Consider the following 24,708-nt stretch of genomic DNA (forward strand, 5'->3'; position numbering starts at 1 on the left):
GGAACCCTGCCTGATAATAAGGGCGTTGGTCCGACCGGAGGGAAGAATCCCGCCATGCATCCACCGCGCGCGGCAGCCGCCGGCCGCACCGCCTCCCCGGCCACCGCCCGGCTGATCAACGACCGGCTGGCCCTGCAACTCCTGCAGTCCGAGGGGCCGTTGACGGCCGGTCAGCTCAAGACGCTGACCGGGCTGTCCCGGCCGACCGTGGCCGACCTCGTCGAACGCCTCCAGCAGGCCGGGCTGATCGCCGTCGTGGGGGAGAGCGGCGCCCAGCGGCGCGGACCCAACGCCCGCCTCTACGGCATCGTCGCCGACCGGGCCCACCTCGTCGGCCTCGACCTGCGCACCCGCAGCGTCACGGTCGCGGTCGCCGACCTCCTGGGGCGGGTGCGCGCCGAACGCACCGCCCCCGTCGGCGCGGACGACACCCCCGACACGGCCGTCGCCACCGCCCTCGCCGTGGTCGACAAGGCGCTCGCCGCAGCCGGCGCCGACCGGCCGCACACCCTCGCGGTCGGCGCGCCCGGCCTGGTCGACCCCGCCACCGGCCGGCTCGGCGGCACCGACCGGATCCCCACCTGGCACGCCACCCTGGTCGGCGAACTGCGCACCCGGACGGCCGCCCCGGTTCTGCTGGAGAACGAGGTCAACCTCGCCGCCCTCGCCGAACAGCGCGAGGGCGCGGCCCGCGACCACGACACCTTCGTCCTGCTCTGGCTCGGCCACGGCACCGGCGCCGCCGTCGTCCTGGACGGCGCGCTGCGGCGCGGCGCCTCGGGCGGCACCGGCGAGATCGGCTTCCTCCCCGTCCCCGGCACCGGCGCACTGCCCTCCGCCACCGGCTGCGACGGCGGCTTCCACTCCCTCGCCGGCTCCACGGCGCTCTGCGCCCTCGCGGCCGAGCACGGCCTCGCCGCCCCGCCCGGCGACGGGGCCGGCCGGCCCGGCCCCACCGACGCCCCGCCCGCCGAGGCCCTGGTCCGCGCCGCGGTCACCGCCGAGGAACGCGGCGCGGACCCGGCGGGCGCCGCCTTCCTCGACGCCCTGGCCGACCGGGTCGCCCTGGGCGCGGCGGCCGTCTGCGCGGTCCTCGACCCCGGCTGCGTGGTCCTCGGCGGCGAGATCGGCCTGGCCGGCGGCGCCGCGCTCGCCGACCGGGTCGCCGGCCGGCTGGCCCGGCTCTCCCCGCTGCGCACCGACGTACGGGCCGGCGCGGTCGGCGGCCGGGCGGTACTGCGCGGCGCGGTCCTCGCCGCACGGGACGCGGCGCAGGACGAGCTGTTCGCCCCGGCGGGCTGAACCCGCTCCGGACGGACAGGGGCCGCACCCGGGCGCCGGACGGCCCGGCCCGGCCCCGCGCTCAGTGCGACGTCCCGCCGCCCGCCCGTTCCGCCAGGAACTCCGCGTAGGTCCGCACCCCGACGGCGTGCTCCGGAGTGAGGTTCTCGCCCCGGCGCAGTGCCGCGCCCACCTTGCCCGGCACCCGCACCGGCACCAGCAGCCGGCGCCGCCCACCCGCGTCGAGCGTCGCCCGCACCAGCTCCCGCGCCTCCAGCACCTCGGGCCCGCCCATGTCCGCGACCCGCCCGGCGGGCTCCCGGGCCGCCAACCCGGCCAGCCGCGCGGCCACTTCGCGGACCTCCACCGGCTGCATCCGGATCCCGGTCGGCACCGGCACCACCGGCGACCGGGCACCCGCCTTGACCATCTGGAGCACCAGATCGTGGAACTGCGTCGTCCGCAGCACCGTCCAGCCCACGCCGGAGTCCTCGATCAGCCGCTCCACCGCGTGCTTGGTCCGGTAGTAGCCGAGCGGCACCCGGTCCACCCCGACGATCGAGATGTAGACCAGATGCGGCACCCCCGCCGCCGCCACCGCGTCGAGCAGCGGCCGGGCCGCCTCCAGGTCACCGCCGGACGGCGTCGAGGCGCAGTGCACCACGGCGTCCACGTCCGCGAGCGCCACGTCCAGGCCGGTGCCCTCGCGCAGATCGACCGCGTAGGACCGCAGCCGCGGCCGTTCGGTGCCGGTGTGCGGCCGCCGGCTCACCGAGCGGACCTCGTGCCCGTCGCCGAGCAGCCGCTCGACCAGCGGCCGGCCGAGCGTGCCGGTGCCGCCGGTCACCAGAATTCTCGCCATCGTCGTTCAGTCCTTGCGTGCGGGGGGACAACCGCGTCCCCGGGTGCGTACCGTCCCCTCATGACGGAGCAGCCGCCTGCGTTCGTGACACCGCGGCGCGCCGGACGCTGTGAGACAGCCCACAGCGGTTCGCCCGCATGGGCGAGGATCGGCCGTGGCAGACTGAATCCGTACTGACATAAGAGCAGCAGCGCACTCCGGGGTCGGTGTAATTCCGAACCGGCGGTAACAGTCCGCGACCCGTCCGCATCCAGCGGCCGGTTGAGCAGGTGAAATTCCTGCACCGACGGTGAAAGTCCGGATGGGAGGCAGTGCGCGGCGGGCGAGCTTCGGTACACCGCCGTCGGCGGCGCGTCCGGTCGTATCCGGACGGGCGCTTCCTTTTCCGGCGCGGTGTCCCCGTTGCGTCGTTCCGCTTCCTGTCGTTCCAGACAGCCCCGGAGTCCGTGCCCGAAGAGGCAGGAGGACCCGGTGGCCACCGCAGCCCCCGTCGAGACCGCGGCGATGCGCCGAGCCATCGAGCTCGCCGCCCGCGGCCTCGGGCACACCAGCCCCAACCCCGTGGTCGGCTGTGTCGTCCTGGACTCCCACGGCCGCACCGTCGGCGAGGGCTGGCACCAGCGCGCCGGGGGCGCGCACGCCGAGATCCACGCACTGCGCGCCGCGGGCGAACGGGCCCGCGGCGGCACCGCCCTGGTCACCCTCGAACCCTGCAACCACACCGGCCGCACCGGCCCCTGCGCCCAGGCACTGATCGACGCCGGGATCGCCCGGGTCGTCTACGCGGTCTCCGACCCCACCCCGACCGCCACCGGCGGCGCCGTCACCCTGGCCGAGGCCGGCATCGACGTCGAGGGCGGACTGCTCGCCGACGAGGCCGCGGCCGGCAACGAGGCGTGGCTGACCGCCGTCCTGCGCGGCCGCCCCTTCGTGCTCTGGAAGTACGCCGCCACCCTCGACGGCCGGATCGCCGCCGCCGACGGCACCAGCCGCTGGATCTCCTCGCCCGAATCGCGCGCCGACGTGCACCGGCTGCGGGCCGCCGCGGACGCGGTGATCGTCGGCTCCGGCACCGCCCGCGCCGACGACCCGCAGCTCGGCGCCCGGATCAGCGGTCTCACCGACGACGAGATCAGTCAGCCGCTGCGGGTCGTCGTCGACTCCGGCGCCACCGCCGTCAGGCCCGGCGCCCGCGTCCTGGACGGCACCGCACCCACCCTGATCGCGGTCGCCGAGGACGCCGACGCCACCCACCTCGAAGGACTCGCCCCGCTCGTCCGGCTGCCGCGCGCCGCCGGCGGGCCCGGCCTGTCCATCCCCGCCCTGCTGAAAGCCCTGTACGAGCGGGACGTCCGCTCCGTCCTTCTCGAAGGCGGGCCCACGCTCGCCGGGGCCTTCCTCGCCGCCCGGGCCGTCGACAAGGTCGTCGGCTACCTCGCACCGGTGCTGCTCGGCGCCGGCCCGGCCGCCGTCGGCGACGCCGGAATCACCACCCTCGCCCAGGCGTTGCGGCTCGACGTGACCGACACCCGACGGCTCGGCCCCGATCTGCGCATCACCGCCACGCCCCTCCGCCCCGCCCTCCCCGAGGAGAACTGAAGTGTTCACCGGAATCGTCGAAGAACTGGGAGAGGTCGTCGCCATCGAGGACCTCGGCGACGCGTCCCGCTTTCGACTGCGCGGCCCCGTCGTCACCGAAGACGCCAAGCACGGCGACTCGATCGCGGTCAACGGCGTCTGTCTGACGGTCGTGGACACCGCCGACGGTGCGTTCACCGCCGACGTGATGGCCGAGACCCTGAACCGCTCCAGCCTCGGCGCGCTGGCCCCCGGCTCCCGGGTCAACCTGGAGCGCCCCATGGCGCTCGGCGGACGGCTCGGCGGACACCTCGTCCAGGGCCACGTCGACGGCACCGGCACCATCGTCGGGCGCACCCCCGCCGAACACTGGGAGATCGTCAAGATCGCGCTGCCGGCCGCGCTGTCCCGCTATGTCGTCGAGAAGGGCTCCATCACCGTCGACGGCGTCAGCCTCACCGTCGTCGAGGCCGCCGACGACTACTTCACCATCAGCCTCATCCCGACCACCCTCGCGCTGACCACCCTGGGCATCAAGCAGGCCGGCGACCCGGTGAACCTCGAGGTCGACGTCCTCGCCAAGTACGTCGAGCGGCTGCTCGGCCGGGGCTCCGCGGACGCCGCGGACCTCCACGACATCGAAGAGATCAAGGAGATGGACCGGTGAGCGTCCTCGACCCGCTGAACGGTGTGGCGTTCACGGCCTTCGGCCAGCACGTCATCTGGTCGGACATGATCGGCAACACCATCGGCCTGGTCGCCCTGGCGCTGGGCTGGCGGCGCTCCATATGGACCTGGCCGGCCCAGTTCCTCTCCGGCCTCATCCTCGTCGCCGCCTACGCCTCGGCCCACCTCAGCGGCGGCGTCGGCAAGCAACTCCTCGTCATCGGCGTGGCGTTGTGGGGCTGGCGGCAGTGGCAGCGCGGCCGCCGGCAGGCGCAGGACGGCTCCATCGCCGTACGCTTCGCCGGCTGGCGCGAGCGCGGACTGCTGCTCGCCGGCACCGCCCTGGGCACCGCCGCCGTCGGCGGCCTGTTCACCCTCCTCCCGCAACTGTCCTGGAACCCCTGGCCGGACGCCTACATCTTCGTCGGCACGCTCGCCGCGATGGTCGCCCAGGCCCGCGGCCTGGTCGAGTTCTGGTTCGCCTGGCTGCTGGTCGACGTGGTCGGCGTCCCGCTCGCCTTCAGCAGCGGCCTCGCCTTCTCCGGCCTCGTCTACGTCGTCTACCTCGCCCTCGTCGTGTGGGGCATGCGCGACTGGTGGCTGCGCTCGCGCGCTACCGCAGATCGCCCCGTCCTGGAAGGAGCACTTTCGTGAGCGACGTGTGCGCGGCCGCCGGGTCGCAGACAACAACGAAGGCGGCACCTCTGCGCCGCGCAGGCGGAGAAGCGAACAAGGGAGCACGAGCATGACCGCCCTCAAGAGCTGGTACGACGCGGACGACGCCCTCGTCCTGGATCCCGTCGAGCGGGCCATCGCCGACATCGCCGCCGGCCGCCCGGTCGTCGTCGTGGACGACGAGGACCGCGAGAACGAGGGCGACCTCGTCATCGCCGCCGAGAAGGCCACCCCCGAGGTCGTCGCCTTCATGATGAGCGAATGCCGCGGACTGATCTGCGCGCCCATGGAGGGCCCGGAGCTGGACCGGCTGGAACTCCCGCAGATGGTCGACCACAACACCGAGTCGATGCGGACCGCCTTCACCGTCTCCGTCGACGCCACCGCCGCGCACGGCGTCTCCACCGGGATCTCCGCCGCGGACCGCGCCACCACCCTGCGCCTGCTGGCCTCCGGCGACTCCACCCCCGGCGACTTCGTCCGGCCCGGCCACGTCTTCCCGCTGCGCGCCCGGCCCGGCGGCGTCCTCGTCCGCAACGGCCACACCGAGGCCGGCGTCGACCTCGCCCGGCTGGCCGGACTGCGCCCGGCCGCCGCGATCGTCGAGATCGCCGGTGAGGACGGCGCGATGCTGCGGCTGCCCGAGCTCGTCCCGTTCGCCCGCAAGCACGGCCTGGCGATCATCTCCATCGAGGACCTGATCGCCTACCGCCGCTCGTCCGAGCCGACCGTCCGCCGCGAGGCCGCCACCCGGCTGCCCACCGCGCACGGCGAGTTCACCGCGTACGGCTACCGCTCCACCGTCGACGGCGTCGAGCACGTCGCGCTGGTCGCCGGCGACCTCGGGGACGGCGAGGACGTCCTGGTCCGGGTCCACTCCGAGTGCCTGACCGGCGACATCTTCCACTCCCTGCGCTGCGACTGCGGCCCCCAGCTGGAGGCCTCGCTGCAGCGGGTCAGCGACGCCGGCCGCGGCGTGGTGATCTACCTCCGCGGCCACGAGGGACGCGGCATCGGGCTGATGTCCAAGCTGCGCGCCTACGAACTCCAGGAGCGCGGCCGGGACACCCTCGACGCCAACCTCGAACTGGGCCTGCCCGCCGACTCCCGCGACTACGCGGCCGGCGCGCAGATGCTCAAGGACCTGGGCGTGCGCTCGCTGCGCCTGATGACCAACAACCCCGACAAGACCGCCGCCCTGGTGCGGCACGGCCTGGAGGTCACCGGCCGGGAGCCGATGCCCGTCCAGGCCGGCGAGCACAACCTGCGCTATCTGCGCACCAAGCGCGACCGCATGGGCCACGACCTGCCCTGGCTCCCTGGTGCAAGCACCGGCTCCACCGGAGCGGCTGACGCCGCGCCCCCTGCCGACGCCGGCACCTGCCACAACCAGTAATTCCCCCACCTGTTACGTCACCACCAACCGGCACCACCACCCGTACGAGGAGAACCATGAGCGGCAAGGGCGCACCCGAACTGACCGTGAAGAACTGTGGCGACCTGCGGGTGGCCGTCATCGCCGCGCAGTGGCACGAAAAGGTGATGGACGGCCTGGTCGACGGCGCGCTGCGGGCGCTGACCGAACTCGGCATCGACGAGCCCACCCTGCTGCGGGTCCCCGGCACCTTCGAGCTGCCGGTCGTCGCCAAGGTCCTGGCCGGCCGCGGCTACGACGCGGTGGTCGCGCTCGGCGTGGTCATCCGGGGCGGCACCCCGCACTTCGACTACGTCTGCCAGGGCGTCACCCAGGGCCTGACCCAGGTCTCGGTGGACACCGGTGTGCCGGTCGGCTTCGGCGTGCTGACCTGCGACACCGAGGAGCAGGCGCTGGACCGCGCGGGCCTGGAGGGCTCCGCCGAGGACAAGGGGCACGAAGCGGTCACCGCCGCGGTCGCCACCGCCGCCACCCTGCGCACCGTGTCGGAGCCCTGGCGCTGAGGGGCCCGCCCGTCTCCCGCCACCACCCTTCGGCCGAGGCGCTGCGCGCCGCTGTGACATCACCGCGTAGGGTAGTCACCATCATGTCCAAGAAGACGTTCGAGGAGCTGTTCGCAGAGCTCCAGCAGAAGGCCGCCACCGGCGACCCCGCCACCTCCCGTACCGCCGAGCTGGTGCAGGCCGGTGTCCACACGATCGGCAAGAAGGTCGTCGAGGAGGCCGCCGAGGTCTGGATGGCCGCCGAGTACGAATCCCACGAGGCCGCCGCCGAGGAGATCTCCCAGCTCCTCTACCACCTCCAGGTCATGATGGTCGCCAAGGGCATCTCCCTCGACGACGTCTACGCCCACCTCTGAACCACCCCAGGTACCCACCCCAACTCCCTCAGCTGCAAAGGAAATCGCTCTCATGCTGCGCATCGCTGTCCCCAACAAGGGTTCACTGTCCGAGCCTGCGTCGGCGATGCTGCATGAGGCCGGCTACCGCCAGCGCAAGGACCGCAGGGAACTGGTCCTGGTCGACGCCGAGAACGAGGTCGAGTTCTTCTTCCTGCGTCCCCGCGACATCGCGGTGTACGTCGGCTCCGGCAAGCTCGACATCGGCATCACCGGCCGCGACCTGCTGCTGGACTCCGGCTCGCCGGCCGAGGAGATTCTCCAGCTCGGCTTCGCCGGCTCGACCTTCCGCTACGCCACCCGCCCCGGCACCGCCAAGGACGTCAGCGAGTTCGGCGGCATGACGGTCGCGACCTCCTTCGCGGGCCTGGTCCAGCAGCACCTCGCCGAGAACAACGTGGACGCCTCGGTCGTCCGTCTCGACGGCGCGGTGGAGACCGCCATCCAGCTCGGTGTGGCGGAGATCATCGCGGACGTGGTGGAGACCGGCACCACCCTGCGCAACGCCGGCCTGGAGATCATCGGCGAGCCGATCCTGAAGTCCGAGGCCGTGGTCATCCGCGGCACCGGAGCCCCGGACGACGACCCGAAGGTGCGCCAGTTCCTCCGCCGCATGCAGGGCGTCCTGGTGGCCCGCCGGTACGTGATGATGGACTACGACATCCGGGTCGAGCACGTCGAGAAGGCCGTCGCCCTGACCCCCGGCCTGGAGTCGCCGACCGTCTCCCCGCTGCACCACGAGGGCTGGGTCGCGGTCCGCTCCATGGTCCCGTCCAAGGACGCCCAGCGCATCATGGACGAGCTCTACGACCTCGGCGCCCGGGCGATCCTGACCACCGGCATCCACGCCTGCCGGCTCTGACCGGCCCCGTATCGCCCCACCCCACCGACGAAAAGACCGACGACGTGTCCGCGCCCCTGCCCAGCCTCCCGGTGACGTTCCGCCCGACCCGCACCCGGGTCGTGCTGTACGCGGTCGGCACCGCCCAGCTCGCCGCTCTCACGGCGATCGCGCTGGCGCTGCCGAAGCTGACCGGCGGCGAGCGGATCAGCTTCGTCGTCACCGGACTGCTGGTGGGTGCCGTCCTCCTGCTGCTCGGCCGCCCCAAGGTGGTCGCGCGGCAGGAGGGCGTCACGGTCGTCAACCTCACCACCCGCCGCGAACTGGCCTGGGCCCAGATCGTCCGGGTCAACCTCCGGCAGGGTGATCCCTGGGTCCATCTCGACCTGGCCGACGGCACCAGCCTGCCCGCCATGGGCATCCAGCCCGGTATCGCCCGAAATCAGGCAATTCGTGACGCCCGTGCGCTGCGTGACCTCACCGAGAAGCACGGTGCGCTCGACCACACGGCCGGGTGAGCCTGCCCTAACACGGGCCCCGCTGTTTACTCTGTTCTCCGGGACGCACCCCGCGTCCCGCCCCTTCGTGGGCTCAACCCGACCCGAGGAGTGACTCCCTCCGGCAATGGACGGATCGTCCTGTAGTACCTGCGCCGCCCCTCCGCATACCACGGGGGCGGCGGCATGACCGGCCCCCTGCTGCTGCTCGCCGCGGCCCTCGTCCTGATCCTCGCCAACGGATTCTTCGTCGCCGCCGAGTTCGGCCTCGTCACCGTCGAGAAGGCGGACGCCGAACGGGCCGCGGCCGACGGCGACCGCCGCGCCGGCACCGTCGTCTCCGCACTGCGCGAACTCTCCTTCCAGCTCTCCGGCACCCAACTGGGCATCACCATCACCTCCTTGGTGGTCGGTATGCTCGCCGAGCCCGCGCTGGCCGACGTCCTGTCCGGCCCGCTGCTCGCGACCGGGCTGCCCAAGGGCGCGGTCCCCGGCATCGCCGTCGTCCTCGGCATGCTGCTGGCCTCCGCCGTCCAGATGGTCGTCGGCGAGCTCGTCCCCAAGAACTGGGCGGTCTCCAAGCCGCTGCCGGTGGCCCGCTTCGTGGCCGGTCCGCAGCGGCGCTTCTCCCGGTTCTTCCGGCCGGTGATCACCCTGCTGAACACCGTCGCCAACCGGCTCGTCCGCGCCCTGGGCGTGGAGCCGACCGACGAACTGGCCTCCGCCCGCACCCCCGGCGAACTGGTCTCGCTGGCCCGGCACTCCGCCCGGGCCGGCGCCATCGAGCAGGACACCGCTGACCTCTTCGTCCGCACCCTCTCGCTGGCCGACCTGACCGCGGAGAACGTGATGACCCCGCGGGTGAGGGTCAGCGCCCTGCAGGCGTCCGCGACCGCCGAGGACGTGGTGAACCTCACCCGCGCCACCGGCCTGTCCCGCTTCCCCGTCTACCGCACCCGGCTCGACGAGGTCGTCGGCATGGTGCACCTCAAGGACGCGCTGGCCGTCCCGGCCGACGAGCGGCTGCGCACCCCGGCGGTCCGGATCGCGGTGCCGCCGCTGCTGGTGCCCGAGACGCTGCCGGTGCAGCCGCTGCTGGAGCGGCTGCGCAGCGAACAGCCGATAGCCGTCGTCGTGGACGAGTACGGCGGCACCGCCGGCGTGGTCACCCTCGAGGACATCATCGAGGAACTGGTCGGTGAGGTCCGCGACGAGCACGACCGGGTGGACCTGCCCGAACTCGGGCAGGCGCCGGCCGAGGAGGGCCGCCCCGCCTGGGACGCCGACGGCGGATGCCGGGTGGACACCCTGCGGCGGATCGGCCTGGACGCCCCCGACGGGCCGTACGAAACGGTGGCGGGACTGGTGGCACACATACTCGGGCGGATCCCGGCCCCCGGCGACACCGCCGAACTGGAGGGCTGGCGGCTCCGGGTGCGGCTGGTCGCGCACCACCGCGCCGAGCGGATAAGGATCGTCCGGACCGCGCCCGCGGCGCCGGTCACCCGTGAGCCCGTCGCGGCCGGTGCGGAGGTGGCCCGATGACCCTGGCCCAGCTGCTGTTCGCGGTGCTGCTCGTGCTCGCCAACGGCTTCTTCGTCGGCGCCGAGTTCGCCCTGGTCTCGGTGCGGCGCTCCCAGATCGAACCGCTGGCCAACGAGGGCTCCAAGCAGGCCCGCCGGGTGCTGCACGGTCTGGAGAACCTCCCGCAGATGATGGCCGCCGCGCAGTTCGGCATCACCGTCTGCTCCCTGACGCTCGGCGCGGTCGCCGAACCGACCGTCGCCCGGCTCCTGGAACCCCTGTTCGAGGCGGTCCGGATGCCCGCCGCCCTGATCCATCCGCTCGGCTACGTCATCGCCCTGGCGCTGGTGGTCTTCCTGCACCTCGTCATCGGCGAGATGGTCCCGAAGAACCTGGCCATGGCGGCGCCCGAGAAGACCGCCCTGTGGTTCAGCCCCGGCCTGGTGGCCTTCGCCCGGCTGTGCCGTCCGGTGACCGCCCTGCTCGGCGCCTGCGCCCACGGGGTGCTGCGGCTCTTCCGGGTCGAGCCGAAGGACGAGGTCGAGGCGGTCTTCACCAGCGAGCAGCTGACCCATCTGGTCGAGGACTCCGGCCAGGCCGGCCTGCTGGAACCGGCCGAGCAGGAGCGCCTCTCCGACGCCCTGGAGCTGGGCAGCCGCCCCGTCACGGACGTCCTGCTGGACCGGGCGGCGCTGATCACCGTCGAGCCGACGGTGACGCCCCGCCAGGTCGAGGAGCTGACCGTACGCACCGGCTACTCCCGCTTCCCGGTGTGCGCCCCCGGCGGCGCCTACATGGGCTATCTGCACGTCAAGGACGTCCTCGACCTGGAGGAACGGGACCGTGCGGTGCCGCAGCGGATCTGGCACGCGATGACCACGCTGCGCGCCGAGCTGCCCCTGGACGACGCCCTGACGGCGATGCGGCGGGCCGCCTCCCACCTGGCGGCGGTCGCCGACCCCAGCGGCCGGGTGCTCGGCCTGGTCGCCCTGGAGGACGTGCTGGAAATGCTGGTCGGCGAGGTCCGCGACCCGGCCCACCGCCGGACCCCGGCCTCCCGCACCCCGCACGACCGGCTCGCGGAACCCCGCGACGAGACGTCCCGGCCCACGGAGGACCGGGCCATGGCGCGCTAGCGAAGGACACCCCCGCCCGCGTCAGAAGCCCGGTGACTCCGGCCCCCGCCCCGACAGCACCTCGCCGTACGCCTGCATCAGGTCCGGCAGCCGCAGGGTCGCGAGGTCGTCGCGGGTGGGGGTGCCCTGCCAGGTGGACAGCCGCAGGTCGCGGTAGGCGCAGCTCTTCTCGTAGAGGGTGCGCAGGAAGCGGCCGTTGCCGAGCTCGTCGATCCAGCCCTGGTCGACGACATGGCCGCTGATGCTGCACAGCTCGTCGCGGGCCTCCGCATCCCAGTGGTCGCCGTTCTCCGCGGCCAGGACCTCACCGATGGCGGTCAGCTCCAGCGGCCGGTAACTGGGGAAGTCGACCCGGGTGGTGAACCGCGAGGACAGCCCCGGGTTGGCGGCCAGCAGCCGGTCCATGCCCTCCGGGTAGCCGGCGAGGATGACCACCAGCCGGTCCCGGTTGTCCTCGGCCCGCTTGAGCAGCACCTGCAGCGCCTCGTCGCCGTAGGCGTCGCCCTTGCTGTAACCGGAGTTGGACAGGCTGTACGCCTCGTCGACGAAGAGCACACCGCCCAGCGCGGAGTCGATCAGTTCATTGGCCTTGACGGCGGTCTGTCCGAGGAACTCGCCCACCAGATCGGCGCGTTGGGCCTCGACGAGATGGTCGCCGCCGAGCAGCCCCAGCGCGTAGAAGACCCGCCCGAGTATCCGGGCGACGGTGGTCTTGCCGGTGCCCGAGGGCCCGGAGAAGACGAAGTGCCGCTTCGGCGGCTGCACCGGCAGGCCCTGGCCCGCCCGCAGCCGCGCCATCCGCAGCTGGGCCGACAGCGCCCGCACCTGCCGCTTGACCGGCTCCATGCCGACCATCCGCTCCAGCTCCGCCAGCGCCTTCTCCAGCAGCACCGGATCGGCCGGCCCGGCGGGCAGCCGCTCGGTGCCGCGCGGTCCCGGCACCGCGGCCTTGGCCCGGGCCGCGGCCGGTTCGCCACCGGCCGGGGCGGCGCCCAGCGGATCTCCGAGCGGATCACCGTCCGGCCCGTCCGCCTCGCCGGTCGCCAGCAGCTCCCGGCCGTCGACGGGATCGAGCGGTGCCAGCGGGTCCAGGTCGCCGCCGGCCTCCTGGCCGAACCCGGACGCGGAGACCGCCGCCAGGTCGGAGCCCTCGTCCAGCCCGTCCACCTCGGCGATCGCGGCGAGCCGGGCCGCGGTGTCCATGAACGCCGGGTCCACCCGGTGCACCGCACGGTAGAGGGGGAGCGCCGCGGCACTGCGGCCGGTGCCTTCGTGGGCGCGGGCGAGCCAGTAGCGCAGCTCCTTGCGCTGCGGCTGCTCGCTGCGGCACCGCATCAGCGCGGCCGACAGCAGCGGCTCGGCCTGCCCGTACATCTCCAGCCGCACCCGCGCCATCCCGCCGAACAGCCCGGCCTCGATGCCCAGTACCGGATCGCCCAGCAGCGGGTCGGTGTGCCGGACGAGCTGGTCCCAGTCCTTGACGAGATAGGACCGGCAGGCGTGCAGGAAACGCACCTGCGGGTCGGTGTCGACCGGTGGGCAGCCGGCCAGCGCCTGGTCGAGCTCGGCGACGTGCCGGCCGTCGAGCCAGTGGGAGGCGTGCGCCAGCAGCAGGTCGCGGCCGGTCTCCAGCACCGGCTGCACCCACCAGCCCAGCCAGTACCAGGAGTTGAGGGTGCGTCGGTGCCGGCTGCGCATCTCGCCGAAGCGGTCGCGGTGGCGGTGCATCCGCAGCAGGGCGATGGAGGTGTCGGCGCGCAGCGCGTGCAGTCCCAGCCAGGCATCGGCCATCGACGGATCGAGCCGTACCGCCGCCCGGAACTCCTCCTCCGCCTGCGGATAAGCGCCCACGGTGTAGGCGTCGACCGCGCGCAGCCAGGCGAGCTCGGCCGGGGCGGGCGAACCCTGAGTTCCGAAATCCATCCGTCCCCCACAAAGCGTCCCCCGTGTGTGCCGCCGGGCCGGTGCCCGCCGCGGGAGCCCGTCCGAACCGGCGTGCGGCGTACGGGAGTTGACCCTCGCCGCGGCGGCTTCCGGTGCGTGGCCTGCGGTGGCACAGACCCGCATGGTACCTGCGGGAACGGCATGGGCCGTAGAGGGCGGTACGGGGCAAGAGCGGACGACGGTACGGCGCGGCGGCGCGAAGAATGCGATGACCCAGGGTAACCGGGAAGGCGGCGCACGCCGGTGGCGCGAGGTGGTTTTACGCAGAACGAAGCCCCCGATCACGGGGGAACAACCGGGGGCTTCGCATCTGCGGGCGGTCCGTTGAACCGCACATTGAGAACGTAAGTCCTGTACGCCCCCCAGGTCAAGCCGAGTTGGGGCACTCGGCAAGACCCCGTCGTCGGTGCGCCCCCTGCCGGCCGCGGTCTGCTACGCAGAGTGAAACACGGGGCCGATCAAGGTGCCGATGTGGGCCCCATCCGTACCTCGTACCCCAACTTCCCCTGGTGCACCAGAAAATCGGCATAGGGGCGCGAAGGATCAGCTGCGAAGTGCGCGCGCTCCGCCGGAATCCAGCCACTCCAGAACGCCGATAGGCCCGGCCCGTCCCGGAGTTGCCCCCTTTCCCAGGAATGTTCGCGCGTCAGTTCCATCCACAACAGGCAGCTCAGATACGGCCGCAGCGTCCGCCGTCCGGTGCCGACGCCCTCGACCAGGACGACCGGCGCGGGCGCCAGCGCACGCTCCTCGGTGAACTCCCCGCGCACCCAGTCGTAGACCCCGTACCGCGCCGTCCCGCCCCGGGACAGCGGCTCCACCACCTGGCTCCGGAACCGCTCGTCCCACGCGAACAGCTCCTCATGGGTGGCGAGGTCATCGGTGTGCACCACCGGGGCATCTCCCAGCGCCCCGGCGAGCCGCTCGGCGAAGGTCGTCTTCCCCGAGCCGGCGTGGCCGTCCACCGCGATCAGCCGCACCGGTCCGCAGGCGGGCGGCAACGTACGCAGCCGGGCGGCGAGCGGGGCCAGATCGTGAACCATCGCGCCAGCGTACGCCCCGGTCCGGCGCCCTCCCGCATGCCACTGGTGTGGACCAATATTCCCCGGGCGACGCGCGCCGCAGCGCCTTCCGAAGCGGGTCCGGAACAGCAATAGTTGAGCCACTGCCGTCCGTCGGGGCCCGCCCGCCGCCCCGGCCCGGCCCGCCCACCCGATCGCACGCATCCGACTGGGGGACCTCCATATGACCAGCTCCGCGCCCCGGCGCACCGTCCTGGCCGCCGCGCTCGCCGCGGCGGCCGGCGCCGCCACCCCCTTGGCCCTGGCGCACGCCGCCGACGAACCCCGCAGCCGTGCGGGCACCGCCGGGACGGCGGCCCGGGACGCCACCGCCGACACCACCGCGCGCCGATCGAAGAGCCTCGTGGACTATCACGCCTGGACCACCGCCGCCGACTGGAGCCGGGGCCACGCCGACGGCACCGCCGTCGCGCACGGCCCCCGCCCCGGCGTCCGCATCGCCCGCCCGGCCGGCACCGCCGACTACAAGGACCCCCACACCGGCCGGACCGCCGCCTGGGAGTACGCCACCTGGACCTCCCCGGTGCACGCTCTCGACGTCCCGGCCACCGAGGTCGTCGCCTCCTGGAACGCGCACACCCCGCCGGGCACCTGGATCACCGTCGAACTGCGGGGCGCCTACAGCGACGGCACCGCGACGCCCTGGTACGTCATGGGCCACTGGACGGCCGGGGACGGCGACGCGGACATCCGGCGGACCTCCGTCGACGGCCAGAAGGACGGCAGAAGCAGCATCTCCACCGACACCTTCGCCGTCGACGACCCCGCCGGCGGCCTCCGCCTCGCCTCGTACCGCCTCCGCCTCACCCTCCACCGCAAGCCCGGAACCCCGCTCACCCCCACGGTCTGGCGGCTCGGCGCGATGGGCTCGGACCTCCCCGACCGCTTCGAGGTGCCGGCGTCCACGCCCACCCAGGCCGGCCGCGAGCTGGTCGTCCCGCGCTACTCGCAGGAGATCCACAAGGGTCAGTACCCGCAGTACGACAACGGCGGCGAGGCCTGGTGCAGCCCCACCTCGTCCCAGATGATCATCGAGTACTGGGGCCGCCGGCCCACCCAGCAGCAGCTCTCCTGGGTCAACCCCGACTACGCCGACCCCCAGGTCTGCCACGCCGCCCGCTACACCTTCGACTACCAGTACGACGGCTGCGGCAACTGGCCCTTCAACGCCGCCTACGCCGCCACGTACCACGACCTCCAGGCCGTCGTCACCCGCCTCTCCTCCCTCAACGACGCCGAACGCCTGGTGCACGCCGGCATCCCGGTCATCACCTCCCAGTCCTTCCTGAAGACCGAACTCGACGGCGCGGGCTACGGCACCGCCGGCCATCTGATGACCGTCATCGGCTTCACCAAGGACGGCGACGTCATCGCCAACGACCCGGCCTCCCCCGACGACCAGGCCGTCCGCCACATCTACCGCCGCCGGCAGTTCGAGAACATCTGGCTGCGGACGAAGCGGTACGACGCAAACGGCAAGGTCAAGAGCGGTTCGGGAGGGGTCTGTTACCTCTACTTCCCGGCCCGTGTTTCCGCAGTTCAGAGGCGTGCACTTGCCTCTGTGGGAGTGCGCTGAAAGAGGTGGCAGGGCCCGGACTGCACGCGCGGTCCGGGTCCTGTCCTTAGGCCGCTTCGACAACCTGGGGAGAATCCGGGAGAACGCGTCGGGATCGGCGTGACCCAGCCAGTTCGGGACTGCCACGACACTCTCCCCAGCGTTCAGGTGCACCGAGGCGGAGTGTGCCTCACGCGATGACTTCGGCCGCCGCTGGCAAGCCGGTGGCGCAGGCACCTCGCAGAGTTCCCCCGCGTGAAATGACACTGCCCTGGGTCAACCCGCAGGCGCCGAACTCCGAGAAGGAGCGCAAGGACGGGGCCCGCGGCCGTAGGACTCGGCTCTGCGGATGACGAAGGCTGCGACGGTGGTCCGAGCGAGGCTGGACCGCCCCTGATGCAGTGGAAGCAGTGCCAACGGGCTGTGGAACCAGCGCTAACGACACCTGGTTGGCTTCCCGGCACTCTGATGGAGACGGCCGGACGGATCCGTTGCCGCGTCCGAGGTGCACTGCTCCTCCGGGTAAACGGGGGTCGGCGACGTAACGGGTCGGTTGTCGAAGAATGCGGCGCTGCCTTGCAGGTTGCCCGCTCAGAAAGGGAATCGCCTGCGACCAAGTCGAGGCTTTCCCGAGCCTTTTCATGAAGAAGGGGGAAGAGGAATGAAGAAACTCCAGTTTGTCGCCGGAGCGCTGCTCGCCGCCACGCTCGTGGTACCCACCACCAGCGCGGTCGCGACCTCCGCCAAGGGGGGCGGTGCCACCGCGTGGACCCCGGCGGCGGGCGACGCGGGGCGGATCGCCGTCAAGGACTCCAGTCATGACGGCGACCCGGTGAAGGCGGAGTACGAACGCAAGGCCAGCCCCAGCACCAAGCGGACCCTGTGGAACAAGAACGGTCCCAACACGACCGCGTATTCCGGGAGCGGGTCCCGCATCATCAAGTTCCAGGCGTGCGACGAGAACGACTGGGCCCCTGACGACTGCTCCGGATGGAAGGCCCCCTGAGAACTGACCTGGTTCTCCTGTGCCGGGCCGGCCGCGCGACGGCCGGCCCGGCGATTGTTTTTACGAACCCGGGTGACGATGAGGGAGCCAACCATGGTGAGAGCGGGAGAACCGGCCGTCCTTGAGGCGGCCGGTCTCCGCCGGCGGCGGGGCGGGCGCTGTGGGAGGGAGTCGACCTGGACGTCGGTCCGGGCTCACCGGCGGCGGACACCGAGCGGGCGGACCCGATGAACGGGCCGAACGGGGTGCGCATATGAGCACGGTCGCCGGCCGGGCATCCCGCGCGGACGCCGCCACGCCGGAGCGGCGCGGCGTACGGCTGTGCCGGCAGTGGGTCCGTACCGGTTGCGCCGTCGGGCGCGGTGGCAGCGGTGGGTGGCTGCGCTTCTGGGCACTGTGCGTCGCCTCGGCGGCGGTCGCCGTCGTCGCCCTGGCGGCTGTCGCCACGATCGCCACCTACGACGGGCGGGCGGCACGGAACCAGGCGCGCGGCCCCGTGATCACCGAACGGCAGCGGGACGCAGTCGGGCTGTGGCGGGAGGGCTTCGACACCGTCGACAAGGTCCCGCACAGCGTGGTCTACCTCCGCCCGCTGAAGCACGGGGCCCAGCCCCCACCGGGCCTGACCCGCTGGCCGGCTCCCGGTGAGGTGATGCTCTCGCCGGAGCTGGTCCGGGCGGGCCGGCACGAGGGGATCACCAGCCGGTACGGCCACTACGCGGGTCTGATCGGCAGGTCCGGTCTCGTGTCCCCCTCGGAGCGCCTCGCGTACGTCGGGCCGTCCCACGCACCGGACCCCCACGAACGGGAATCCTGGTCGTACGTGCGAGGGTTCGGGCAGAGCTACCCGATGGGCGATTCTCTCTACACCCGCCCGCTCGCCCATGCGCTGCTCGCCCTGGGGGCGCTGACCGGCGTGCCGACACTGGCGCTGCTGGTCGTCGCCGCGCGGGCCGGCTCCCCGGTCCCCGGCCGCCGCGGCGGCCCGTCGCCGGTGCCGGGAGGGGCCCGGCCGCACCGTGTGGCGGTCCGCATCGGCGAGGCCGTGCGGCCCACCGCCGTCGGAACGGCCCTGGCGGTGCCCCTGATGCTCGCCGCGATGGCCACCGACCTCCGGCTTCCCGGCACCGGCTATCTGTTGAACGGCGGCGATCTGCGGTCGGCATGGCCCTGGATGCTCGCCACACCGGCCCTGTCCTTCACCGTCACCCTGGTCGCAGTGGCCGTTGTCCCCCGCCCCGAACGCCGGGGCGCCGTAAACGGACGCCGGTCACCGGCCGGCACGGTTCCTCGGTGGCGGGTGGCCGGGTGCGGTCTGGGCCTCGCCGCCGTCGCGTTCAGTCAGTACCTCGTCCGGGCGCCCGGCCTCTGCGCCTTCATCGGCGGCACGGTCGTCATGTGGGCACTGCTGCCCTCCGTGGCCACAGTGGCGAGCCGCGCGCTCGGGGCGAAGCTCGCCGCATACGGGCACCGCACCGGCCGCCCCGGTCGAATGATCGGAGGGCGGTGGACGGTCGCGCACCCCGGCGTCGCGGTCCGGCCGTTCGTCGCCCTGATCATCGGGCTCGGTCTCGTCTGCCAACTCCAAATAGCGAACAGTGATGTCGGCGAGCAAGCGGCCGCGGCACGCGCTACCGAGGCCCGGACCGGAGAGGGCGTGCTCAACGTCCAGAGCCGTGACCTCCGCCCACCGCTGATCGAGACCCTGTCCCGCTCCCTGCCGGCGGGGTCCCACGTGCTCGGCCTGACCATGGACCTCGACGAGCAGGGGGCGCTTCTCCAAGGTTCCTGCCGTACGTTGCGGTTGCTCGGCCTCGGGTGCCCCGCCACGCCGAAGGCGGCCACCGGCCGCGACCCGCGCGTGACGGAAATCCGCGACTGGTACGGGCCGGGGCTGCGCGTCCAGGCCGCGCCCGCCGAGCTGCGTCTCGACCGGCTGCGCGGCTCACTGCTGGTGATCAGCGACGGTCCGGCCCCACGTGCCGAGGTGGAGCGAGCGGCGTACGCGCTGATTCCGGCGGTGAACGTCGAGGCCCTGGGAGAGACCTGGCTGGTCGGCGCCGGCACCAAGACCCGGCTGAACAACTGGGTCCTACTGTTCGGATCGCCGGGGCTCGCTTTCCTGCTGCTGGCCGGCGGCTTCAGCGCAGCCGCGGAGTTCGCGCGGGTCCGGCACACCCTTGCGCCGCTCGCCGCCCTGACCGGCAGTCCCACCGCCCTCCGGGCGGCGGCCGGTTGGCACCTGGCCGTCCCGCTGCTGGTATCGACGGTGATCGCGGTCGCCGTCACCGCCTGGCACGCGGGTTCCTGGCCGCCGTGCTGGGGGACGGGACGTACTCCTGGTGGGTACTCGCCGCCGCACTGTGCGGCGGCGCCCTGATGGCCGCGACGCTCGGCGTCCAGGGCGGACGGAGTGCCATCCGCGCAGCTCGGCGAGGGCAGCCGGCGGAAGACTGACACTGCCGCGGCCGGTGAGCAAGCGAACTCCCGAGCCGCCGCTCCTATCCGGCGGACGTCCGGGATCCCGTCTACTCATCCGCCTGGCAAGTCTCACTCCGGTAGTTGGTGGGCGGCATGCCGTAGGCGGTGCGGAAGGCGCGGGTGAAGTCGGCCGCCCGGGGGAAACCCCAGCGCGCAGCGATCGTGTGGATGGGGGTGTGACGGAGGGCGGTGTCGGCGAGGTCGTGGCGGGCGCGTTCGAGGCGCTGGCGGCGGATCCAGGCGGCGACGGTGACCTCTTCGTCCTCGAAGACGCGGTACAGGTAGCTGAGGGATATGTGGTGGGCAGCTGCGACCGTACTGGGTGTCAGGTCGGGTTCGGACAAGCGCTGTTGGATGAACCCCTGGACGCGCAGGAGCAGGGCACGCCGACGGGTTTCCGGCGCGAGTGCGTCCTCGGCGTCGAGGGCGTGGGCGAGCAGCGCGGAGACCAGGTCGAGGGCCACCGTCCCCAGCCGGAGCCCGTCGGAGGGCTGGTAGGAGCCGCTGTCCCTGCACACCTGAGTGAGAAACTGGGCCAGCAGGGCACCGACGCCCTCCCGCCCCGACATCCGCCGGTTGACGAGCTTCTCGACGCCCTTCGCCGGCAGGGGCAGTAGCCCCCGGGGGACGAAGACTCCCGTCCCCCGTACCTGATCCTGGCTCTCACCGCTGCCCATCTCCACGTGATGGGGGCGTGAGGTGTCCATGAGGATGAGGTCACCCACGCCGTACGATGCGTCGCCGCCGGGATGGATGACCTTCGTGATCCCGCTGGTAGCGAGGGACAGGTGGTAGTACTCCGGGTCGGACCGCCGGACCAGCTGCGCGGTGCGCCGCACCGTCATCGGCGTGTGCTCAGTCGTACGCAAGCGCACGGCGCCGAGCTCCAGAATGCGCTGTGAGACAGCGAAGTCGGTCAGATGGTCAGTGAGAACTTCCATGGGCATGAAACTCCCGGCGACCTGCTCACGCCAGAAGTCGAACCGGTCCGCCGGAGCCACGTCGTCACTCCGGAACTCCATCTCGTCGAGCATGAACCCATTCCCCCTCTCGCCCGCCGCGAGCACGCCCTGCCACCTGCACGGCATGCCCGAAGCGGAGCTCCCTGCGACAACAGACCACGCGGCTCCCCGCGGAGCGGGCGGAGAGCCGGAGACCGCCACTGCTCTCCGGCGACCGCGCAGTGCTTCCGTGCCAGCGTAATTCCCCCTCTCCTCGGGGCCCGGAGCCCTGACGCCGCTGGGTACGCCGGGAGCACGATCGGGGCCCGTGGTCACGAGGGCGACGGCCCCGGCGCCCCCTGGCCGGCTACGTGGCGTTCGGCGAACGTGCGCTGGATCGACCGCATACGTCGACCGTATGGCGACGGGCGGACGCCCGCCCCCGGTCCGCATCCCTCCGGGCGCCGGTCCTGGAGGATGCCGTGTCGTTTCGCCGTGCCCTCCGCCGCGAGCCGAACCGGCCACCGCTCGACTTGGAAGGCCCTCCGACGGACTAGGTGCGGTGGTGGTCCGCGGTGGGTGAGGCCCATGGTCGTAAGGACGCCCTCTCCCCAGAACGGAGCGAGTCCTTGCAGAGAGCCGCACCGATCTCACCACAGGTCATGGAGTCGCTCTCGACGCCCGAGCAGGTCGAGACGTACTTGGGCACGCTGGAATTCCCCCTGGGCGTGCCCACCGACGAGACCGCCGACCGCCTCTACGACCACCTGGACCGTCTGCACGGCGTCCGGGGGTTCCTCGACGCGTACGCCGGTGTCAGTGCGTGGGCGGCCCGCAAGGGCTTCCTGGCGGCGGGGGTCAGGGACCACGACGTCCTGCTATTCCCGGAGTTCATGGACGCCAAGACGCTGCTGCTGACCGGGAACGCGGACACCGTCTACTTCGCGGCGTTCCTCGACCTGACGGAGGGGCCCGTGGTGGTGGAGATGCCGCCCCTCGCCCTCAGCTTCGTCAATGACATGTGGTTCCGCTGGGTCACCGACCCGGGCATGCCCGGACCCGATCGCGGGACCGGCGGCGCCTACCTCTTCGTACCGCCCGGATATCGAGGCCCGCTTCCCGAAGGCGGGTTCTTCACGTACCGAGTGCGCACCACGCGGCTCATCCTGGGCGGGCGGGCGTTCCTGGAGGGCGACGACCCGAAGCCGGCGGTCGAGCGCGTCAAGGAGCGGCTGCGCATCCACCGCTACGTCCCCGGCCTGTACGGAACGAGTGTCGCGGAGATCGTCACCGGGGGTACGGCCCCGCCGCTGCCGTGGACCGCGGAGACCTGGACCGCCGCACTCCGAAGGGCGGACCCGCCGCGCTTCGTTGAGGGCTCCGGGCTGCCCGTGAACACCGTGCCGCCCGCGGACGAGACGTACTTCGACTTCGCGAACGAGCTGGTCCAGGATCAGCCGGCCGAGGCGCTCGATCCCGAGATCGCCGGTCCGCTGGCCGCGGTCGGGATCGTCAAGGACCGGCCCTTCCAGCCGGATGCGCGGATGCGGAAGATCCTCACCGAGGCGGCCGCGGTCGGGAACGCCACGGCACGCACCCTCGCATGCCGTCCGCGCCCGGCCGAGGGGGCGCACTTCTACGGCACGTCCTCCCAGTGGGTCAACGGCCTGCTCGCGTCCGGCTACGACTTCATGACCCCGCCCGCGGACGTCACCGACAGCGGCCTCGAACCTCGTCCGAGCAGCGGTGCCCGGAAGCTGAACTTGCGGTCCTGGTGGTGGTACCTGGCCGTGGGCATCAGTCCGACGTTCGCCACGCGGCTGATCGGAGTCGGCTCGCAGTACGTGTTCTCGTTCGCGGACCAGGACGGACGGCCCCTCGACGGCGGCAGGCACTACCGTCTGTCGCTCCCGCCGGACGTTCCCGCCGCCCGGTTCTGGTCGGTCACCGTCTACGACAACCAGACGCGGTCGATGATCGACACCCCGCAACGGTTCCCACGGGCCGGCAGCCAGGCCTACCCGGGCCCGGCCGCGGTCGCCGACGCGGACGGCACGACCACGGTGCATTTCGGGCCCGGCCGGCCCGACGGCGTGCCGGAGGGCAACTGGATCCGCACCACGCCGGCCCGGGGGTGGTTCGTGGTCCTGCGGCTCTACAGCCCCCTGCGGCCGTTCTTCGACAAGACCTGGCGACCGGGCGAGATCGAGGCGGTGGACTGACGTCGCGCGGCGATGAGCCGCGGGCACGAGGTCCGGACGTGAGGTGGCCATGAGCACGGGCCCGCTGAGGAGTTGGAACGACGGTGCCGCGAAGCGGGCGATCGTCGACTTCGTCACCTCCGCGGCGGTGGAGGGGACGCCGGGCTTCGTTCCGCCGAGGCACCGGGGCGCGGTGTTCGACAACGGTCAGCATGAAGAACGACCGGCATGCAGTACGGAAGGAACGACCCCATGAGGAGGAACGCGGTGCCTCACGTGAGCGATGCGCCCAGCCCGGGCACATCAGCCGAGACCCTCGCGTCGATCAGCGTCCCGGACCGGCTGGAGACGGCCTTCGGCCCGATGGACTTCTTCGACGGCATGCCGCTGCCCGACACGGTCACCCGCGGATATGACGCGCTCGATCTGCTACGGGGGATCGAGGTCTTCCTCAATTGTCTGCCCGGCGCCACGATGGTGGCGATGCGGCGCGGGCTGCGGAGCATCGGTGTCGACTCCCACACGATCGGCTACACGGCCCCGCGGTGCAGCTCGGCACCGAAGGTGCTCACGGCGAACACGGAAACGACGTACGGAATGACCTTCCTGGCGCTCGATCGGGACGGCCCGACCGTGATGGAGGTGCCCGAGGGGTCGCTGAGCGTCGTCGACGACCTCTGGCAGCGCTACATCACCGACATGGGGATCGCCGGGCCCGACGGGGGCAAGGGAGGCAAGTACCTCTTCCTGCCGCCCGGCTACGGCGGCGACGTCCCGGACGGCTACTTCGTCTCGCGGTCGCCGACCTTCTCCTGCTGGGCGGCGCTCCGCGTGCTGGGGGGCGTCGAGAGCCTGCTCAGGACGCGGGTGTACCCGCTCTCGGCCGCGGCCGACCCGCCGGACCAGCGTTTCGTCAACTTCGCCGACACGGACTTCCACATGATCCCCGCGAACGACTTCTCGTTCTTCGGGGAGGTCGACGAGATCGTTCAGGAGGAGCCGCCCGAGGCGCTCGACCCCGAGCGCGCGGGCCAGCTGGCCTCGATCGGCATCGTGCCGGGCGAGCCCTTCCGGCCGGACGACCGTATGCGCTCGATCCTCGACACCGCCGCGCGGGTCGGGTCGGGCCTGGTGCGGACGCTGACCTTCAAACCGCGCGATCCGGGTTCCTACTACTACCCGGGCAGCTCGTGGAAGAACATGTTCCCCTCCGGAAGCCACGAGTTCCTCTCGCCGCAGGGCGCGCGTCTGCTGGACGCGCGCGCTGTGTTCCATCACGGGGCGATCGTGATCACGCCGGCGATGGCGACGGCGGCGGTCGGGGCCGGTTCGCAGTACGCCTACACGGCAGAGGACTCCACCGGCTCCTGGCTCGACGGTGCACGGAGCTACACGCTCACCCTTCCCAGGGACATCCCGGCGAAGGACTTCTGGGCCGTCGACGTCTACGACCCCCAGACCCGGTCGCTGCTACGCACCGACAACCCCTACCCGAGCGTGCACAGCCTTTCGGACGCCGTGCAGGCCGAGGACAGCGGCGCCACGGTCATCCACTTCGGCCCGACCGCGCCGCAGGGCAGGGAGGCGAACTGGATCCAGACGCTCCCCGGCAAGGGATGGTTCGTCATCCTGCGGCTCTACGGCCCCCTCGAAAGCTGGTTCGACCGAAGCTGGCGGCCGGGCGAGATCGAACCGGCGTGAGCCGGACAGCGGTGGGTGAGGCGATCGGTCGGATTCCCTCCACGGCGTCGGCGCGGGACAGAGCCCTTCCCGATCACCGGGTGGTCCTGACGCTCGTAACCCCCAGGGCGCGTTCCGAGGGGAACGGATAGGAACCGAAGAGAACGCAGGTGAGGTGACCCGGGGGAGGCGTCCGACGGGTCGTCCGACGGAAAGGCCCCGAAAGCGCAAGAGCACGGCCAACTCCCGTTTCCTGGGCGTTGGTCGTGCTCCGCTTCGGCTCCCGGATGAATACCAGAGCCCGTAAGGGGTGGCAAGGCAGGAGTTTTGGCCAAGATGTGAACGAGCCTTGCCCCGGCCGTCGGTCGGCACGTTCAATCGATCTTGATCACGGCAGTCAGGTACCTGGCTGCCGTGCGCCATGA

Annotated in this window: 20 protein-coding genes and 1 riboswitch; of the genes, 16 read left to right on the forward strand and 4 right to left on the reverse strand. The window is 72.4% G+C overall.

The genetic code is table 11. The annotated features are described in order from the left end of the window. Positions 1-54: 54 nt before the first annotated feature. Positions 55-1,302: an ROK family transcriptional regulator gene (locus OJ254_RS21340; protein WP_265363603.1), complete on the forward strand. Its 1,248-nt coding sequence runs from the start codon at positions 55-57 to the stop codon at positions 1,300-1,302. A 61-nt stretch (positions 1,303-1,363) separates the two neighbouring features. On the opposite strand, the gene OJ254_RS21345 is transcribed toward OJ254_RS21340, so the two are convergent. Continuing rightward, positions 1,364-2,143 carry an SDR family oxidoreductase gene (locus tag OJ254_RS21345; RefSeq protein ID WP_265363604.1) on the reverse strand — a complete coding sequence of 260 codons (780 nt, stop codon included), beginning with the start codon at positions 2,141-2,143 and terminating at the stop codon, positions 1,364-1,366. A gap of 188 nt (positions 2,144-2,331) precedes the next feature. Beyond that, positions 2,332-2,462: riboswitch (FMN riboswitch) on the forward strand. Between the two features lie 152 nt (positions 2,463-2,614). On the opposite strand from OJ254_RS21345, the gene ribD reads away from it, so the two are divergent. The 10 genes from ribD to OJ254_RS21395 all read left to right on the forward strand — a co-directional run bounded on the left by ribD (position 2,615) and on the right by OJ254_RS21395 (position 11,393). After that, a complete protein-coding gene (gene ribD / locus OJ254_RS21350; protein WP_265363605.1) occupies positions 2,615-3,742 on the forward strand; it encodes a bifunctional diaminohydroxyphosphoribosylaminopyrimidine deaminase/5-amino-6-(5-phosphoribosylamino)uracil reductase RibD in 1,128 nt (375 codons plus the stop codon). Between the two features lies 1 nt (position 3,743). Then, the gene (locus OJ254_RS21355) at positions 3,744-4,388 is read left to right on the forward strand and encodes a riboflavin synthase (protein WP_265363606.1); all 645 of its coding nucleotides are present in this window, start codon (positions 3,744-3,746) and stop codon (positions 4,386-4,388) included. Then, complete coding sequence (locus OJ254_RS21360) at positions 4,385-5,041, forward strand: nicotinamide mononucleotide transporter family protein (protein WP_265363607.1); 657 nt, start codon at positions 4,385-4,387, stop codon at positions 5,039-5,041. The genes OJ254_RS21355 and OJ254_RS21360 overlap by 4 nt, the downstream gene beginning before the upstream one ends. A gap of 91 nt (positions 5,042-5,132) precedes the next feature. Continuing rightward, positions 5,133-6,458, forward strand: coding sequence for a bifunctional 3,4-dihydroxy-2-butanone-4-phosphate synthase/GTP cyclohydrolase II (locus tag OJ254_RS21365; protein WP_265363608.1), 1,326 nt, complete (start codon positions 5,133-5,135; stop codon positions 6,456-6,458). Between the two features lie 56 nt (positions 6,459-6,514). After that, a complete protein-coding gene (ribH, locus tag OJ254_RS21370; protein ID WP_261952630.1) occupies positions 6,515-7,000 on the forward strand; it encodes a 6,7-dimethyl-8-ribityllumazine synthase in 486 nt (161 codons plus the stop codon). A gap of 83 nt (positions 7,001-7,083) precedes the next feature. Beyond that, on the forward strand, positions 7,084-7,356 hold the full coding sequence (locus tag OJ254_RS21375; RefSeq protein WP_030412067.1) for a phosphoribosyl-ATP diphosphatase: 273 nt from the start codon (positions 7,084-7,086) through the stop codon (positions 7,354-7,356). A 52-nt stretch (positions 7,357-7,408) separates the two neighbouring features. Continuing rightward, positions 7,409-8,257, forward strand: a complete 849-nt coding sequence (hisG, locus tag OJ254_RS21380) for an ATP phosphoribosyltransferase (protein WP_265363609.1) — start codon at positions 7,409-7,411, stop codon at positions 8,255-8,257. Positions 8,258-8,301: 44 nt separating this feature from the next. After that, a complete protein-coding gene (locus tag OJ254_RS21385) occupies positions 8,302-8,754 on the forward strand; it encodes a PH domain-containing protein (protein ID WP_261952632.1) in 453 nt (150 codons plus the stop codon). A 165-nt stretch (positions 8,755-8,919) separates the two neighbouring features. After that, the gene (locus OJ254_RS21390; protein ID WP_265363610.1) at positions 8,920-10,278 is read left to right on the forward strand and encodes a hemolysin family protein; all 1,359 of its coding nucleotides are present in this window, start codon (positions 8,920-8,922) and stop codon (positions 10,276-10,278) included. Then, positions 10,275-11,393, forward strand: a complete 1,119-nt coding sequence (locus tag OJ254_RS21395) for a hemolysin family protein (protein WP_265363611.1) — start codon at positions 10,275-10,277, stop codon at positions 11,391-11,393. Before OJ254_RS21390 ends, OJ254_RS21395 begins: the two co-directional genes overlap by 4 nt. Before the next feature lie 21 nt (positions 11,394-11,414). Here OJ254_RS21395 and OJ254_RS21400 read toward each other — a convergent pair whose 3' ends face one another. Together OJ254_RS21400 and OJ254_RS21405 are read right to left on the reverse strand one after the other, a co-directional pair. Next, on the reverse strand, positions 11,415-13,316 hold the full coding sequence (locus OJ254_RS21400; RefSeq protein ID WP_265363612.1) for an AAA family ATPase: 1,902 nt from the start codon (positions 13,314-13,316) through the stop codon (positions 11,415-11,417). A gap of 479 nt (positions 13,317-13,795) precedes the next feature. Beyond that, complete coding sequence (locus OJ254_RS21405; protein WP_265363613.1) at positions 13,796-14,380, reverse strand: uridine kinase family protein; 585 nt, start codon at positions 14,378-14,380, stop codon at positions 13,796-13,798. Positions 14,381-14,582: 202 nt separating this feature from the next. Here OJ254_RS21405 and OJ254_RS21410 point away from each other — a divergent pair, with 202 nt between their 5' ends. The 3 genes from OJ254_RS21410 (at position 14,583) to OJ254_RS21420 (ending at position 19,360) form a co-directional block, all read left to right on the forward strand. Then, a complete protein-coding gene (locus OJ254_RS21410) occupies positions 14,583-15,995 on the forward strand; it encodes a peptidase C39 family protein (protein WP_265363614.1) in 1,413 nt (470 codons plus the stop codon). 640 nt (positions 15,996-16,635) lie between these two features. Further along, entirely contained in the window at positions 16,636-16,980 is a 345-nt protein-coding gene (locus OJ254_RS21415) for a hypothetical protein (protein ID WP_265363615.1), read from the forward strand. 253 nt (positions 16,981-17,233) lie between these two features. Next, positions 17,234-19,360: a permease gene (locus OJ254_RS21420; protein WP_265363616.1), complete on the forward strand. Its 2,127-nt coding sequence runs from the start codon at positions 17,234-17,236 to the stop codon at positions 19,358-19,360. Between the two features lie 148 nt (positions 19,361-19,508). Here the strand turns inward: OJ254_RS21420 and OJ254_RS21425 are convergent, their stop codons facing one another. After that, positions 19,509-20,495, reverse strand: a complete 987-nt coding sequence (locus OJ254_RS21425) for a helix-turn-helix domain-containing protein (RefSeq protein WP_423836031.1) — start codon at positions 20,493-20,495, stop codon at positions 19,509-19,511. 536 nt (positions 20,496-21,031) lie between these two features. On the opposite strand from OJ254_RS21425, the gene OJ254_RS21430 reads away from it, so the two are divergent. Both OJ254_RS21430 and OJ254_RS21435 read left to right on the forward strand, forming a co-directional pair. Continuing rightward, entirely contained in the window at positions 21,032-22,624 is a 1,593-nt protein-coding gene (locus OJ254_RS21430) for a DUF1254 domain-containing protein (protein ID WP_265363618.1), read from the forward strand. 255 nt (positions 22,625-22,879) lie between these two features. Continuing rightward, a complete protein-coding gene (locus OJ254_RS21435) occupies positions 22,880-24,304 on the forward strand; it encodes a DUF1254 domain-containing protein (RefSeq protein ID WP_265363619.1) in 1,425 nt (474 codons plus the stop codon). The last annotated feature ends 404 nt before the right edge of the window (positions 24,305-24,708 follow it).

Source organism: Streptomyces endophytica, assembly GCF_026153355.1.
GTDB lineage: Bacteria > Actinomycetota > Actinomycetes > Streptomycetales > Streptomycetaceae > Streptomyces > Streptomyces endophytica.